The sequence below is a fragment of the Streptomyces glaucus genome, assembly GCF_039533365.1.
GTDB classification, from domain to species: domain Bacteria; phylum Actinomycetota; class Actinomycetes; order Streptomycetales; family Streptomycetaceae; genus Streptomyces; species Streptomyces glaucus.
The window spans coordinates 1-15,179 of the sequence record NZ_BAAATK010000087.1 but is presented as its reverse complement, the minus strand read 5'-3'; the positions used below and the strand labels follow the sequence as shown (position 1 = coordinate 15,179).

General features: G+C 75.7%; 11 protein-coding genes and 1 riboswitch. Of the genes, 9 read left to right on the top strand and 2 right to left on the bottom strand.

The window, feature by feature from the left end; genetic code table 11:
• Positions 1 to 2: 2 nt before the first annotated feature.
• Positions 3 to 1,130 carry an alpha/beta hydrolase gene (locus ABD363_RS31315; protein WP_344609732.1) on the bottom strand — a complete coding sequence of 376 codons (1,128 nt, stop codon included), beginning with the start codon at positions 1,128 to 1,130 and terminating at the stop codon, positions 3 to 5.
• Between the two features lie 188 nt (positions 1,131 to 1,318).
• Complete coding sequence (locus ABD363_RS31310; RefSeq protein WP_344609730.1) at positions 1,319 to 1,990, bottom strand: class II aldolase/adducin family protein; 672 nt, start codon at positions 1,988 to 1,990, stop codon at positions 1,319 to 1,321.
• A gap of 441 nt (positions 1,991 to 2,431) precedes the next feature.
• Here ABD363_RS31310 and ABD363_RS31305 point away from each other — a divergent pair, with 441 nt between their 5' ends.
• The 9 genes from ABD363_RS31305 (at position 2,432) to cobI (ending at position 15,125) form a co-directional block, all read left to right on the top strand.
• Complete coding sequence (locus tag ABD363_RS31305) at positions 2,432 to 3,670, top strand: inorganic phosphate transporter (protein WP_344609728.1); 1,239 nt, start codon at positions 2,432 to 2,434, stop codon at positions 3,668 to 3,670.
• Positions 3,671 to 3,703: 33 nt separating this feature from the next.
• Positions 3,704 to 3,925, top strand: coding sequence for a hypothetical protein (locus tag ABD363_RS31300; protein ID WP_344609726.1), 222 nt, complete (start codon positions 3,704 to 3,706; stop codon positions 3,923 to 3,925).
• 142 nt (positions 3,926 to 4,067) lie between these two features.
• Positions 4,068 to 4,207, top strand: a riboswitch (cobalamin riboswitch).
• A gap of 127 nt (positions 4,208 to 4,334) precedes the next feature.
• Positions 4,335 to 5,285, top strand: coding sequence for a cobalamin biosynthesis protein (locus ABD363_RS31295; RefSeq protein WP_344609724.1), 951 nt, complete (start codon positions 4,335 to 4,337; stop codon positions 5,283 to 5,285).
• Entirely contained in the window at positions 5,282 to 6,790 is a 1,509-nt protein-coding gene (locus tag ABD363_RS31290; protein WP_344609722.1) for a cobyric acid synthase, read from the top strand. Before ABD363_RS31295 ends, ABD363_RS31290 begins: the two co-directional genes overlap by 4 nt.
• On the top strand, positions 6,787 to 10,440 hold the full coding sequence (gene cobN, locus ABD363_RS31285; RefSeq protein ID WP_344609720.1) for a cobaltochelatase subunit CobN: 3,654 nt from the start codon (positions 6,787 to 6,789) through the stop codon (positions 10,438 to 10,440). Before ABD363_RS31290 ends, cobN begins: the two co-directional genes overlap by 4 nt.
• Positions 10,437 to 12,440, top strand: coding sequence for a putative cobaltochelatase (locus tag ABD363_RS31280; protein WP_344609718.1), 2,004 nt, complete (start codon positions 10,437 to 10,439; stop codon positions 12,438 to 12,440). The genes cobN and ABD363_RS31280 overlap by 4 nt, the downstream gene beginning before the upstream one ends.
• On the top strand, positions 12,440 to 13,039 hold the full coding sequence (cobO, locus tag ABD363_RS31275) for a cob(I)yrinic acid a,c-diamide adenosyltransferase (RefSeq protein ID WP_344609716.1): 600 nt from the start codon (positions 12,440 to 12,442) through the stop codon (positions 13,037 to 13,039). Before ABD363_RS31280 ends, cobO begins: the two co-directional genes overlap by 1 nt.
• The gene (locus ABD363_RS31270) at positions 13,033 to 14,397 is read left to right on the top strand and encodes a cobyrinic acid a,c-diamide synthase CobB (RefSeq protein WP_344609714.1); all 1,365 of its coding nucleotides are present in this window, start codon (positions 13,033 to 13,035) and stop codon (positions 14,395 to 14,397) included. The genes cobO and ABD363_RS31270 overlap by 7 nt, the downstream gene beginning before the upstream one ends.
• Complete coding sequence (gene cobI, locus ABD363_RS31265) at positions 14,394 to 15,125, top strand: precorrin-2 C(20)-methyltransferase (protein ID WP_344609712.1); 732 nt, start codon at positions 14,394 to 14,396, stop codon at positions 15,123 to 15,125. The genes ABD363_RS31270 and cobI overlap by 4 nt, the downstream gene beginning before the upstream one ends.
• Positions 15,126 to 15,179: the final 54 nt, after the last annotated feature.

The window sequence follows — 15,179 nt, the reverse complement described above, 5'->3', positions numbered from 1 at the left end:
GTTCACATCAGCGGGGTGAGGAAGCGGCGCAGGACCTCCTCGTAGGCGTCCGGATCGGCGTTCCACATGGCCGCGTGCGGGGCCTGGCGGACCGTGTGGAGGGCGACCAGGTCGGGGCGGGCGCCGGCGAGGCGCCGGGACAGCTGCCAGGGGGCCACCGTGTCGTCCGGGCCGTGGAAGATCAGCGTCGGGACCGTGACGAGGTCGATCCCCGCGGGGCCGGCGGGGTGGCCGGTGTGCATCCCGGCCCGGCCCTGGGCCGCGCGGACCGCGAGCGGCAGCAGCACCCCGGGCGTGTGGCGGGCCGCGGCGAGGGCGCGCAGCGCCGCCTCCCAGCTGAGCACCGGGGAGTCCAGCACGAGCCCCGCGACGTGGTGGCGCAGTTCGGAGCGCGCCGCGGCGCGCAGCGCCATCGTGGCGCCGGTGGACCAGCCGTGCAGGACGACCTGCCGGGCGCCGTGCCGCACGGCGTACCGGAGCGCCGCGTCCAGGTCGCGCCACTCGGTCTCGCCGAAGTGGTGGAGCCCGTCCGGGGAACGGGGGGCGCCGGGGTCGCCGCGGTAGGCCGGGACGAGCACCGGGAGGTGGTGGCGGTGCAGGAGCTCCATGACGTTCATGGCGTGTTCGCGGGTGGTGCCCAGGCCGTGCACCGTGATGACCCAGATGTCCCGCACGCCGGGCACGAACCAGGCCGGGAGCGGGCCGAGTTCGCCGGGGATCTCGACGTCGGTGTGGTCCAGGCCGAGGGCGGCGCCCGGATCGCCGACGTGCACGCTGGGGGTGAGCCACGCCTTGTCGCCGGGTTTCAGGGTGCCGTGCGTCACCCGTTCCAGGCGGCGTACGACGGTGTCGGCGGAGTGGGAGGCGGTGCGCAGGACGGGGCCGACGACCGCGTGGGAGCCGTCGCCGACGAGGCCGTAGCGGCCGGGTCGCAGGGTGGCCAGGTGCCGGGTGAGGGCTATCCGGCCCGCGGCGGTGGCGTGCACGGTGAGCCGGGGCTCGGTGGGCAGGGGCCCGCCCGGGGACGCCTTGAGCGCGGCGTCGCTGGCGAACCTGCCGGCCGCGACGCCGGCGGCGCCGGCGGCCAGGGCCATGGTGACGGCGGCGGCCGCCGCTTTGACAGTACGCACGGGTCCAGTGTCCAGGCGGACCCCGTCTTCGGCCAGTGGTGGGGCGGCCGCGGGGGGCGGCCGCGCGGACCGGGGGCGGCGGCCGCGGGCGGGGCCGGAGGGGGCGGGTCCGGGCGGCGTCCCGGGGCCGGGGCGCCGTGGCCGGAGGGCGGGGCACGAGGCGCGGGCGGGACGGCGGCGGGCGGCGGTCAGCCCTTCTGGCCGTACCCCCGCAGCCTCTCCCCCACCTCCGCCAGCTGCCGCTCCGACAGCAGCGACGGGGACCGGCCCGGGACCGAGGAGGCGGTCAGCCACAGCCGGCACATCCACTCCAGTTGGGCGGTGCGGTCGTAGGCCTGGTCGAGGGTGGCGCCGTGGGTGAGGGTGCCGTGGTTCTGCAGCAGGCAGCCGGAGCGGCCGTGGAGGGCGCTGAGCACGTTCCGGGCCAGCTCCTCGGTGCCGTAGGGCGCGTACGGGGCGACCCGGACGGGGCCGCCGAGCGCGGCGGCCATGTAGTGGATCGGCGGGAGCTCGTGCAGGAGGGTCGAGACGGCCGTCGCGTGCACGGCGTGGGTGTGGACGACGGCGCGGGCGTCGGTGGCGCGGTAGACGGCGAGGTGCATGGGCAGTTCGCTGGTCGGGACGAGGCTGCCGAGCACCTGCCGGCCGTCGAGGCCGACGCCGGTCACGTCGTCCGGCGTCAGCCGGTCGTAGGGGACGCCCGACGGTGTGACCAGGACCGTGTCCCCGACCCGCACGGAGACGTTGCCGGAGGTGCCGACGACCAGCCCGTCCGACACCGTGCGGCGGGCCGTGGCCACGAGCGCCGCCCAGGCGCGGGCCTCCTCGTCGCGCACCCGCCTCTCCCCCGGTTCCGTCACGCCTCGCGTCTCCTCCCGGGCGCCGTGTGCGCCCCGCTCATCCCGCCGTCCGGCGGTACGGCCGTCCCGCCGGGCGTGCCGTCCGGCCGGGACGACCGGGCCACTGTAGGCCGGAAGGCGGGCGTCCGGCAGAGGACACCGCCGGCCGGGCGGCCGCCGCGGGCGTCCCGGCAGGACGGCGGCGGTGCGGGCAGCGGCGGTGCCGGGTGACCGAGATCTCCCCGGCGGGTCCCGGCCCGGCCGCGTTGGTCCCCGGTACGCTCCTGACCTCGGAAAACGGCCGGATCACGGGGGTGTCGGAGGCCGGGCACGGCCCGCCGGGACCGGACGGGACGGCACCCCCCTGCCGGGGTCACCACCAATCCCACCTCAGTTCATCTTCCGTTCACCCGGGTTATCTACGGTCGACCAGCCAATGACCTCGAACGATTGCCTGGGTAAATGGAAAGCTTCTCGCTGATCCTCGCGATTGTGGTGGTAACCGCACTCGCGTTCGATTTCACGAACGGTTTCCACGACACCGCGAACGCGATGGCGACGACCATTTCGACCGGCGCGCTGAAGCCCAAGGTCGCGGTGGCCATGTCCGCCGTCCTCAACCTCGTGGGCGCCTTCCTGTCCGTGGAGGTCGCCAACACGATCTCCAAGGGTCTCGTCGACGAGACCGGCATCCGTCCCGAGGTCATCTTCGCCGCACTGGTCGGCGCGATCCTCTGGAATCTGCTGACCTGGCTGGTCGGGCTCCCCTCCAGCTCCTCGCACGCCCTCATGGGCGGTCTGATCGGCGCCACCGTCGCCTCGGCGGGCGTCGGCGCGGTGCACGGCGACGTGCTCGTCACCAAGGTGCTGATCCCGGCGATCGCCGCCCCGGTCGTCGCGGGCGTCGCGGCGATGTTCGCCACCCGGCTGACGTACACGCTCGGCCGGAAGGCCGACGGCGAGGCCGCCGCCAAGGGCTACCGCGCCGGCCAGATAGCCTCCGCGGGCCTGGTCTCCCTCGCCCACGGCACCAACGACGCCCAGAAGACGATGGGCATCATCACCCTCGCCCTGGTCGCCGGCGGCACCCTCGCCCCCGACTCCGACCCGCCCCTGTGGGTCGTCCTCTCCGCCGGCCTGGCCATCGCGCTCGGCACCTACCTCGGCGGCTGGCGCATCATCCGCACCATGGGCAAGGGCCTGACCGACCTCCAGCCGCAGCAGGGCTTCGCCGCCCAGACCAGCGCGGCCACGGTCATCCTGGCCTCCTCCCACCTCGGTTTCTCCCTCTCCACCACGCACTCGGTCTCCGGCGCCGTGATGGGCGCGGGCCTCGGCCGCAAGGGCGGGATCGTCCGCTGGTCCACCGCCACCCGCATGTTCGTCGCCTGGGGCCTCACCCTCCCGGCCGCGGCCCTGGTCGGGGCGCTCGCCGAGTACGTGACCGGCTTCGGCGCCTGGGGCACCGCCCTCGTCGCGGTCTTCCTGGTCGCCTCCAGCGCCGCGATCTGGAAGATCTCCCGGCGCGAGGTCGTCGACCACACCAACGTCAACGACACCGAGGAGCCGGCCGGCGTGGTGACCACCGCCGTGGCCGCGGTGACCCCGCCCCCCGCGGGCACGGTGACCGACGAGCTCGCGGCCACGATCCCGGCGCAGGCCACCGGGCCGAAGGCCCCGCAGGCCACCACCACCGTCTGAGCCCGCGCACCCGGCACAAGGAAGAGAAACACCATGAAGATCGACTGGGCGGCTCTCGGCTCCGTCTTCGGGGTCAGCCTCGTGGTCACCGTGGCCCTGGTGGCCCTGTTCACCCTCGGCATCGCGGGCCTGTCCCGCCGCGAGCGGGCCGCCGCGCAGGGCGGCACCGCGGCCCTCGCGGTCACCGGCGCGTACGCCTGCTTCGCGGCCTGCGCGGCGGCGGTGGCGTACGGGATCCACCTGATCGTCGCCTGAGACCGCGTCCCGTCGGCGGGACGCCCCCGCTCCCCCGCCCCCGGCGCACGGCCCGCGCGCCGGGGGCGTCACGCTGCTTTGGCGCACTCCCCCTGTGGGCCTCAGCACACTCCGCCCTCGCAGGTCAGCGGCAAGTTGACGGCCCTTCCAAGCCCATGGTGGACTGCCGGGGCCAGTACGGCGGCAGGAGAGGAAGCCCGGTGGAAGTCCGGCGCGGTCCCGCCACTGTGACCGGGGCAGACGGCCCCGGGAGCCAGGAACTCTCACCGCCGGTCTCGTCGAACCAGGGCGCGGACACCCTGAGTGAGGACATATCGCCATGCGCGGCTGCCGATGGACGGCCAGGTTCACCAGCTCGGTCTCCGAGTTCACCAGCGACGCCCGGCCCGGCCCGGCGGTCGGCTGAGCGATGCGGGCCGAACGCGTCTTCGCGTACGGCGCCGCCGCCGGCCTCCTCGGTGACCTGCTCCTCGGCGATCCCCGCCGCGGGCATCCGGTCGCCGTGTTCGGGCGGGCCGCGGGCGCCGTGGAACACGTGCTGTGGCGGGACCACCGCGGCTGGGGCACGCTGCACACCGCCGTGTGCGTCGGCGGCGCCGTCGCCCTCGGCGGGCTGGCCGCGCGCGCCGTACGCCCCTGCCCCGCCGCCTCCGTCGCGCTCACCGGCGCCGCCACCTGGGCCGTCGTCGGAGGGACGTCGCTGGTCCGGGAGGCCCGGACCATCGGGCGGGCCCTTCAGGCGGGGGACGTCGAGGCGGCCCGGGCACGGCTGCCGCACCTGTGCGGACGGGACCCGCAGGCGCTCGACGCCGACGGGATCGCCCGCGCGGTCGTCGAGTCCGTCGCCGAGAACACCTCCGACGCCGTGGTGGGGGCCCTGGTGTGGGGGGCCGTGGCCGGGGTGCCGGGGCTGCTCGGGTTCCGGGCCGTGAACACCCTCGACGCGATGGTCGGGCACCGGTCGCCGAGGTACCGGCGCTACGGCTGGGCCTCCGCGCGCCTGGACGACCTCGCCGGATGGCCGGGGGCCCGGCTGACCGCCGCGCTCGCCGCCGTCGCCGGCGACGACCCCCGCGGGGCGCTGCGGGCCTGGCGCGCCGACGCCGCCCGGCACCCGAGCCCCAACGCCGGCCCCGTGGAGGCCTCCTTCGCGGGGGCGCTCGGCGTGCGGCTGGGCGGGACCCTCTCCTACGGCGGGCGGGTCGAGCACCGGCCCGTGCTCAACGCGCGCGGACGGGCCGTCGCCGTGGCCGACATCGAACGGGCCGCACGGCTCTCGCGGCGCGTCGGCTGGCTCGCGCTCGGCGTCGGCGCCGCCGCGCGGCTCCTCGTCAACGGCTTGAAGGGACGGACGTCATGAGCGGTGGTCTCCTCGTCGCCGGCACCACCTCCGACGCCGGCAAGAGCGTCGTCACCGCCGGGATCTGCCGGTGGCTGGTGCGGCAGGGGGTGAAGGTCGCGCCGTTCAAGGCGCAGAACATGTCGCTGAACTCGTTCGTGACGCGCGAGGGCGCCGAGATCGGACGGGCGCAGGCCATGCAGGCGCAGGCGTGCCGGATCGAGCCGACCGCGCTGATGAACCCCGTGCTGCTCAAGCCGGGCGGCGAGCGCAGCAGCCAGGTGGTGCTGCTGGGCAGGCCGGTGGGCGAGCTGAGCGCCCGCGGCTACCACGGCGGGCGGCAGCAGGCGCTGCTGGGGACGGTGCTGGACTGCCTCGCCGAGCTGCGGGGCGCGTACGACGCGGTGATCTGCGAGGGGGCGGGCTCCCCCGCCGAGATCAACCTGCGGCGGACCGACATCGTGAACATGGGCATCGCCCGCAACGCCCGCCTGCCCGTCCTCGTCGTCGGCGACATCGACCGCGGCGGCGTCTTCGCGTCCTTCTTCGGGACCGTCGCCCTGCTCTCCCGCGAGGACCAGGAGCTGGTCGCCGGCTTCCTGGTCAACAAGTTCCGGGGCGACGTGTCGCTGCTGGAGCCCGGCCTCGGCATGCTGCGCGATCTCACCGGGCGGCGCGCCTACGGCGTCCTGCCGTTCCGGCACGGGCTCGGCATCGACGAGGAGGACGGGATGGCGGTCTCCCTGCGCGGGCCGGTCCGGGAGTCGCACGTCGCCCCGCCGCTCGGCGCGGACGTGCTGCGGGTCGCCGTCTGCGCGGTCCCGCTGATGTCCAACTTCACCGACGTGGACGCGCTGGCCGCCGAGCCGGGCGTCGTGGTGCGGTTCGTGGACCGGCCCGAGGAACTGGCCGACGCCGACCTCGTCGTGGTGCCCGGGACCCGGGGCACGGTCCGGGCGCTGGAGTGGCTGCGGGAGCGGGGACTGGCGGAGGCGATCACCCGCAGGGCCGCCGAGCAGCGGCCCGTGCTCGGCATCTGCGGCGGCTTCCAGCTGCTCGGCGAGCACATCGAGGACGAGGTCGAGAGCCGCCGGGGCCACGTCGACGGACTCGGCCTGCTGCCCGTCCGGGTGCGGTTCGCCCGCGAGAAGACCCTCGCCCGGCCCGTCGGCGAGGCCCTCGGGGAGCCGGTCGAGGGGTACGAGATCCACCACGGGGTCGCCGAGGTCACCGGCGGCGAGCCCTTCCTGGACGGCTGCCGGGTCGGCCAGACCTGGGGCACGCACTGGCACGGCTCGCTGGAGTCGGACGGTTTCCGCCGGGCCTTCCTGCGCGAGGTGGCGGCCGCCGCGGGCCGCCGCTTCGTGCCGGCCCCCGACACGTCGTTCGCCGCGCTGCGCGAGGAGCAGCTCGACCGGCTCGGCGACCTGATCGAACAGCACGCGGACACGGACGCGCTGTGGCGGCTCATCGAGTCGGGCGCGCCGCAAGGACTGCCTTTCATTCCACCGGGAGCGCCCGCATGAGCACAGTGTTGTTGTTGTCGACCGCCGACACGGACCTGCTGGCGGCCCGCGCCTCCGGCGCCCCCTACCGGATCGGCAACCCGACCCGGGTGGACGTCGAGGCCGAGCTGCCCGCGCTGCTCGACGGCGCCGACGTCGCCGTCGTACGGCTGCTGGGCGGCAAGCGCGCCTGGGAGGACGGGCTGGCCGCGCTGAAGGCGTCCGGCGTCCCGACCGTGCTGCTGGGCGGCGAGGCCGTGCCGGACGCGGAGCTGATGGCCGAGTCGTCGGTGCCGGCCGGGGTCGTGGCGGAGGCGCTGAAGTACCTCGTCGAGGGCGGGCCCGCCAACCTCGCCGAACTCGCGCGGTTCCTGTCGGACACCGTGCTGCTCACCGGCGAGGGGTTCGCCGCGCCGCACAAGATGCCCGAGTACGGCGTGCACGGCTCCCGCCCCCTTCGGGACGGCCGCCCCACCGTCGGCGTGCTCTTCTACCGCGCCCACGAACTGAGCGGCAACACCGCCTTCGTGGACGTCCTGTGCGACGCGATCGAGGCGCGGGGCGCCAACGCCCTGCCGGTGTACTGCGGTTCGCTGCGCGGCGCGGACCCCGGGCTCTACGAGCTCCTCGGCCGGGCCGACGCCCTGGTCGCCACCGTGCTCGCGGCCGGCGGCACGCACGCCTCGCAGGCCTCGGCGGGCGGCGACGAGGAGTCCTGGGACGTCGGGGCGCTGGCCGAGCTGGACGTGCCGGTGCTCCAGGGGCTGTGCCTGACCACGTCGCGGAGCGCCTGGGAGGAGTCCGACGCCGCCCTGTCCCCCATGGACGCGGCGATGCAGGTCGCCATCCCGGAGTTCGACGGGCGGCTGATCACCGTGCCGTTCTCCTTCAAGGAGCAGGGCCCGGACGACGTGCCCGTGTACGTCGCCGACCCGGAGCGGGCCGCGCGCGTCGCCGGGATCGCCGTGCGCCACGCCCGGCTGCGGCACAAGCCGAACGCCGAGAAGCGGATCGCGCTGGTCTTCACCGCCTACCCGACCAAGCACTCCCGCGTCGGCAACGCGGTCGGGCTCGACACCCCGGCCTCGGCGGTGCGGGTGCTGGACGCGCTGCGAGACGCCGGGTACACGGTCGAGGGGCATCCCGACGACGGCGACGAGCTGATCCACCGGCTCATCGAGGCCGGCGGCCACGACGTCGAGTGGCTGACGGAGGAGCAGCTGGCCGCCGCGCCCGCGCGGGTGCCGCTGGCCGACTACCGGGCGTGGTTCGACCGGCTCGACCCGGAGCTGAGGGACGCCATGACCGAGGCGTGGGGCGAGCCGCCGGGCTCGCTCTACGTCGACGGGGACGACATCGTCCTCGCCTGTCTGCGGTTCGAGAACGTCGTCGTGATGATCCAGCCGCCGCGCGGCTTCGGCGAGAACCCCATCGCGATCTACCACGACCCGGACATGCCGCCCTCGCACCACTACCTGGCGGCCTACCGGTGGCTGGAGAACAGCTTCGGGGCCGACGCGATCGTGCACATGGGCAAGCACGGCACGATGGAGTGGCTGCCCGGCAAGGGGCTGGGCCTCGGCGCCGGCTGCGCCCCGGACGCGGTCCTCGGCGACCTGCCGCTGGTCTACCCGTTCATCGTCAACGACCCCGGCGAGGGCACCCAGGCCAAGCGGCGCGGGCACGCCACCGTCGTCGACCACCTGGTGCCGCCGATGGCGCGCGCCGACACCTACGGCGACCTCGCCAAGCTGGAGCAGCTCCTCGACGAGTACGCGCTCGTGTCCGACCTGGACCCGGCGAAGGCGCCCGCCGTGCGCGCCCAGATCTGGACGCTGGTCAAGGCCGCCGAACTCCACCACGACCTGCACGTGGCCGAGCAGCCGGACGACGACGAGTTCGACGAGTTCGTCATGCACATCGACGGCTACCTGTGCGAGATCAAGGACGTGCAGATCCGCGACGGGCTGCACGTGCTGGGCGGCGGCCCGGTGGGCGAGCCGCGCGTCAACCTCGTGCTCGCCGTGCTGCGCGCCTCGCAGGTGTGGGGCGGGCGGGCGAACGCGCTGCCGGGCCTGCGGGCGTCGCTGGCCGAGCACTTCGGGCTGGTGGAGAAGGAACTGCTGGCCGAGCCGGGCGCGCCGGTGAAGGTGCCGGCCGAACTGACGGACCTGGTCGAGGGACCGGCCCGCAGCGCGGCCGACGCGATCGACCTGCTGGAGCAGCTGTGCCGGCGGATCGCGCAGGGGATGGAGGACCGCGGGTGGGCCGCCGCCGAGAGCGGCGCCGTCCTGCGGGACGTGCTCGGCGCCGAACTCCCCGGCGCCCTCGCCGTGCTGGAGTTCGCCTGCACCGAGGTCGTGCCGCGGCTGGCCCGCACCACCGACGAGATCGGGCACGTCCTCAAGGCGCTCGACGGCGGCTACGTCCCGGCCGGCCCGTCCGGCTCCCCGACCCGGGGCCTGGTCAACGTCCTGCCGACCGGCCGGAACTTCTACTCGGTCGACCCCAAGGCCATCCCGTCCCGGCTGAGCTGGGAGGTCGGCCAGTCGCTCGCGGACTCGCTGGTGCAGCGGTACCTGCAGGACACCGGCGCCTACCCGAAGTCCGTCGGGCTGACCGTCTGGGGCACGTCCGCCATGCGCACCCAGGGCGACGACATCGCCGAGATCCTGGCGCTGCTGGGCTGCCGCCCGGTGTGGGACGACGCCTCGCGCCGGGTGACCGGCTTCGAGGTGATCCCGCTGGCGGAGCTGGGCCGGCCGCGCATCGACGTCACCGTCCGCATCTCCGGCTTCTTCCGGGACGCCTTCCCGCACGTCGTCGGACTGATCGACGACGCGGTACGGGCCGTGGCCGAGCTGGCCGAGCCCGCCGAGTCCAACTACGTCAAGGCGCACGCCGACGAGGACACCGCCGAGCACGGCGACCGGCGCCGGGCCACGGCCCGCATCTTCGGCTCCAAGCCGGGCGCGTACGGCGCCGGCCTGCTGCCGCTGATCGACGCCCGGAACTGGCGCTCCGACGCCGACCTGGCCGAGGTGTACGCCGTGTGGGGCGGCTACGCCTACGGGCGCGGGCTCGACGGGCGGGCGGCGCGCGGCGACATGGAGACCGCGTTCCGGCGGATCGCCGTCGCCGCGAAGAACGTCGACACCCGCGAGCACGACCTCGTCGACGCCGACGACTACTTCCAGTACCACGGCGGCATGGTCGCCATGGTGCGCCACCTGACGGGCGCCAGCCCGGAGGCGTACGTGGGCGACTCGGCGACGCCGGACCAGGTGAGGACGCGCACGCTCGGCGAGGAGACGCACCGGGTCTTCCGGGCCCGGGTGGTCAACCCGCGCTGGATGGCGGCGATGCGGCGGCACGGCTACAAGGGCGCCTTCGAGATGGCGGCGACCGTCGACTACCTCTTCGGCTACGACGCGACCGCGGGCGTGGTCGACGACTGGATGTACGAGAAGCTGGCGTCCGAGTACGTGTTCTCGCAGGAGAACCAGGACTTCATGCGGAAGTCCAACCCCTGGGCGCTGCGCGGCATCACGGAGCGGCTCCTGGAGGCGGCGGACCGCGGGCTGTGGGCGGAGCCGGACGCGCAGACCCTGGAGCGGCTGCGCGCCACCTACCTGGAACTCGAAGGCGACTTGGAGGGCGACGACCAGTGACCACCCCGTTCCCGTTCACGGCCGTCGTCGGCCAGGACGACCTCCGGCTGGCCCTGCTCCTGAACGCGGTCAGCCCGGCGGTCGGCGGCGTGCTGGTGCGCGGCGAGAAGGGCACCGCCAAGTCGACCGCCGTGCGCGCCCTGTCGGCGCTGCTGCCGGAGGTCGGCGTGGTGCCCGGCTGCCGCTTCTCCTGCGACCCGGCCGCCCCCGACCCCGCGTGCCCGGACGGCCCGCACGAGCCGGGGGCGGGCGTCACGCGGCCCGCGCGCATGGTCGAGCTGCCCGTCGGCGCCTCGGAGGACCGGCTCGTGGGCGCACTGGACATCGAGCGGGCGCTGGCCGAGGGCGTGAAGGCCTTCGAGCCCGGCCTGCTCGCCGAGGCGCACCGCGGCATCCTCTACGTCGACGAGGTCAACCTGCTCCACGACCACCTCGTCGACCTGCTGCTGGACGCCGCCGCGATGGGTGCCTCGTACGTCGAGCGCGAGGGCGTCTCCGTGCGCCACGCGGCCCGGTTCCTGCTGGTCGGGACCATGAACCCCGAGGAGGGCGAGCTGCGCCCGCAGCTGCTCGACCGGTTCGGCCTGACCGTCGAGGTCGCGGCCTCGCGGGAGCCCGACCAGCGGGTGGAGGTGGTGCGGCGGCGCCTCGCCTACGACGACGACCCGGCCGGCTTCGCCGCGCGCTGGGCCGAGGAGGAGGCCGCCGTGCGGGCGCGGATCGCGGCGGCGCGCGCGCTGCTGCCCGAGGTGCGCCTCGGCGACGGGGCGCTCCGGCAGATCGCGGCGACCTGCGCCGCCTTCGAGGTGGACGGCATGCGCGCCGACATCGTGATGGCGCGCACGGCGACCGCGCTGGCCGCGTGGGCCGGGCGGACCGACGTGCTCGCCGAGGACGTGCGGCAGGCCGCGCTGCTGGCGCTGCCGCACCGCCGGCGGCGCAACCCGTTCGACGCGCCGGGCCTGGACGAGGACAAGCTCGACGAGACGCTCCGGCAGTCCGGGGGCGGGGACGGCGACGGCGACGACGATCCGGATCCCGGTCCGGACGGGCCCGGCGGCGGGGGCGGACAGCCGCCGTCCGAAGGCCCCCAGGGGGGTGGCGCGGGCGCGCGGCCCGAGGCCGGGGACGGCGGGGAGCCGCAGGCCGCCGGGGCCGGGGAGCAGGCGCCCGCCCCCGCCGCGGAGCCCTTCCGCACCCGGGTGCTGAGCGTGCCCGGCGTCGGCGAGGGGGTGGCCGGGCGGCGCTCGCGGGCGCGGACCGAGCACGGGCGGACCACCGGGGCCCGGCGGCCCCGGGGCGCGCTGACCAAGCTGCACCTGGCGGCGACCGTGCGGGCCGCCGCGCCGCACCAGCGGGCGCGCGGCCGGTCCGGGCCGGGGCTGGTGGTGCGGCGGGACGACCTGCGGCAGGCGGTGCGCGAGGGGCGTGAGGGCAATCTCGTGCTGTTCGTCGTGGACGCCTCCGGGTCCATGGCGGCGCGGCAGCGGATGGGCGCCGTGAAGGGCGCCGTGCTGTCGCTGCTGCTCGACGCCTACCAGCGGCGGGACAAGGTGGGGCTGGTCACCTTCCGGGGGCCGGGCGCCGAGGTCGCGCTGCCGCCGACCTCGTCGGTGGACGCGGCGGCGGCCCGGCTGCGGTCGCTGCCGACGGGCGGCCGCACCCCGCTCGCGGCCGGGCTGCTGAAGGCCCATGACGTGCTGCGGGTGGAGCGGCTGCGGGATCCCGCGCGGCGGGCGCTGCTGGTGGTGGTGACCGACGGCCGCGCCACGGGCGGGCCGGAGCCGGTGGCCACGGCGGAGCGTGCCGCGCGGCTGTTCGCGGCCGAGGACGTCGCGTCCGTGGTCGTGGACTGCGAGTCGGGGCCGGTGCGGCTCGGGCTCGCCGGGCGGCTCGCGGGCGCGCTGGGCGGTACGGCGGTGACGCTGGACGAGCTGCGGGCGGACTCGATCGCCGGGCTGGTCAGGGATGTGCAGGGAACGTCGAGGAGGGCCGCGTAGTGCCGAAGGGACAGCCGAGTGTCGTACCGGACGACGGACTGACGACCCGTCAGCGGAGGAACCGGCCGCTGGTCGTGGTGCACACCGGCGTCGGCAAGGGCAAGTCGACCGCCGCCTTCGGGCTGGCGCTGCGCGCCTGGAACCAGGGCTGGCCGATCGGGGTGTTCCAGTTCGTGAAGTCGGCCAAGTGGAAGGTCGGCGAGGAGCGGGCGCTGCGCGTGCTCGGGGACTCCGGCGAGGGCGGCACGGTCGCCTGGCACAAGATGGGCGAGGGCTGGTCCTGGGTCCAGCGCGACGCGCAGATGGACAACGAGGAGAAGGCCCGGGAGGGCTGGGAGCAGGTCAAGCGCGACCTGGCGGCCGAGACGTACCGGCTGTACGTGCTCGACGAGTTCGCCTACCCGATGCACTGGGGCTGGGTCGACACCGACGAGGTCGTGCAGGTGCTGCGCGACCGGCCCGGCACCCAGCACGTGGTGATCACCGGCCGCAACGCGCCGGAGAAGCTGATCGGCTTCGCGGACCTGGTGACCGACATGTCCAAGGTCAAGCACCCCATGGACGTCGGGCAGAAGGGGCAGAGGGGCATCGAGTGGTGACCTCCTCGTCCGTGCCCCGGCTGGTGATCGCCGCGCCTTCCTCGGGCAGCGGCAAGACCACCGTCGCCACGGGGCTGATGGCCGCGTTCGCCGCGCGGGGGCTCGCCGTGTCCCCGCACAAGGTCGGGCCGGACTACATCGACCCCGGGTACCACGCGCTCGCCACCGGGCGGGCGGGGCGCAACCTCGACGCCTACCTGTGCGGGCCGGAGCTGATCGGGCCGCTGTTCGCGCACGGGGCGCGCGGATGCGACCTCGCCGTGGTCGAGGGCGTGATGGGGCTGTACGACGGGGCCGCCGGGGAGGGCGAACTGGCGTCCACCGCCCAGGTGGCGAAGCTGCTGCGGGCGCCGGTGGTGCTGGTGGTGGACGCCTCGTCGCAGTCGCGGTCGGTGGCGGCGCTGGTGCACGGGTTCGCCTCCTGGGACCCGCGGGTGCGGATCGGGGGCGTGATCCTGAACAAGGTCGGCTCCGACCGGCACGAGGAACTGCTGCGGGAGGCGCTGGACGCGGCCGGGGTGCCGGTGCTGGGGGTGCTGCGCCGGGCCCCGCAGGTGGACACGCCGTCCCGGCACCTGGGGCTGGTCCCGGTCGCCGAGCGGCGCGCCCAGGCGGTGGAGGCCGTCGCCGCCATGGCCGCGCAGGTGGCCGCCGGGTGCGACCTGGAGGCGCTGCTCGCGCTGGCCCGGAGCGCGGGCGCGATGGCGGACGAGCCGTGGCGGGCGCCGGTCGCGCCGGTCGCCCCGGCGGGCGGGCGCCCGGTGGTCGCCGTCGCCGGCGGCCCCGCCTTCACCTTCTCCTACGCCGAGCACACCGAGCTGCTCGCCGCCGCCGGCGCCGAGGTCGTCCCCTTCGACCCGCTGCGGGACGAGCGCCTGCCCGACGGCACGCGCGGGCTGGTGATCGGCGGCGGGTTCCCCGAGGTGTACGCCGCCGAGCTGTCCGCCAACGAGCCGCTGCGCCGGGCGGTCGCCGGGCTGGCGCTCGGCGGCGCCCCGGTGGCCGCCGAGTGCGCCGGGCTGCTGTACCTGTGCCGGGAGCTGGACGGGCGGCCGATGTGCGGGGTGCTGGACGCCTCCGCCCGGATGAGCGAGCGGCTCACCCTCGGCTACCGGGACGCGGTGGCCGTCGGCGACAGCGTGCTCGCCGCCGCGGGCACCCGGATGCGGGGGCACGAGTTCCACCGGACCGTCGTCGAGCCCGGCGCCGGGACGGCTCCCGCCTGGGGCGTGCGCGCCCCCGCGCGGCGGGTCGAGGGTTTCGTACAGCGCGGTGTGCACGCGAGTTATCTGCACACGCACTGGGCGTCCGCGCCCGGTGTCGCCCGTCGGTTCGTGGAGAGGTGCCGCACGTCATGAGCAGCAGGCTGGTCGGAGTCGGGGTCGGGCCGGGGGACCCGGAGCTGGTGACCGTCAAGGGGGTCAACGCCCTGCGGGCCGCCGAGGTCGTCGTCGTCCCCGTCATGGACACGGGCGAGCGGGGGCGGGCCGAGGCGACCGTGCTGCACTACGTGCCCGGCGAGAAGATCGTCCGGGTGGTGTTCGCGCTGAACGAGCGGTCCGACCGGGCGCGGCGCGAGGCGGCCTGGGACGCGGCCGGGAAGCGGGTGGCCGCACTGCTGGAGCGGCACGGCTCGGTCGCCTTCGCGACCATCGGCGACCCCAACGTGTACTCGACGTTCACCTACCTCGCGCAGACCGTGGCCGGCCTGGTGCCGGGCGTCGTCGTGGAGACCGTGCCGGGCGTCACCGCCATGCAGGACCTGGCGGCCCGCTCGGGCGCGGTGCTGACCGAGGGCACCGAGCCGCTGACGCTGGTGCCGGTCACCGCCGGGTCCGCCGTGCTCAGGGAGGCGCTCGCCGGACCCGGGACCGTCGTCGCCTACAAGTTCGGCCGGCAGGCCGGGGAGGTCGCCGAGGCGCTGCGGGAGACCGGGCGGCTGGCGGACGCCGTGTGGGGGTCGGCGCTGGGGCTGCCGGAGGAGTCGATCCGGCCGGCCGCCGACCTCGACGGCGCCGCCCTGCCCTACCTGTCGACGCTGATCGCGCCCGCGCGGCGCGAGGGCGGGCGGGGCGGCAAGCTGTGAGACCGGACCGCGGTGCCGGCCGGGCCGCGGCGGCCGGCCGCCGCGGCCCGCTGC

Excerpts from the sequence above, each read along its gene's own strand:
- ABD363_RS31305 (WP_344609728.1), top strand. The coding sequence starts at position 2,432 with ATGGAAAGCTTCTCGCTGATCCTCGCGATTGTGGTGGTAACCGCACTC.
- ABD363_RS31300 (WP_344609726.1), top strand. The coding sequence starts at position 3,704 with ATGAAGATCGACTGGGCGGCTCTCGGCTCCGTCTTCGGGGTCAGCCTC.
- ABD363_RS31295 (WP_344609724.1), top strand. The coding sequence starts at position 4,335 with ATGCGGGCCGAACGCGTCTTCGCGTACGGCGCCGCCGCCGGCCTCCTC.
- ABD363_RS31290 (WP_344609722.1), top strand. The coding sequence starts at position 5,282 with ATGAGCGGTGGTCTCCTCGTCGCCGGCACCACCTCCGACGCCGGCAAG.
- cobN (WP_344609720.1), top strand. The coding sequence starts at position 6,787 with ATGAGCACAGTGTTGTTGTTGTCGACCGCCGACACGGACCTGCTGGCG.
- cobI (WP_344609712.1), top strand. The coding sequence starts at position 14,394 with ATGAGCAGCAGGCTGGTCGGAGTCGGGGTCGGGCCGGGGGACCCGGAG.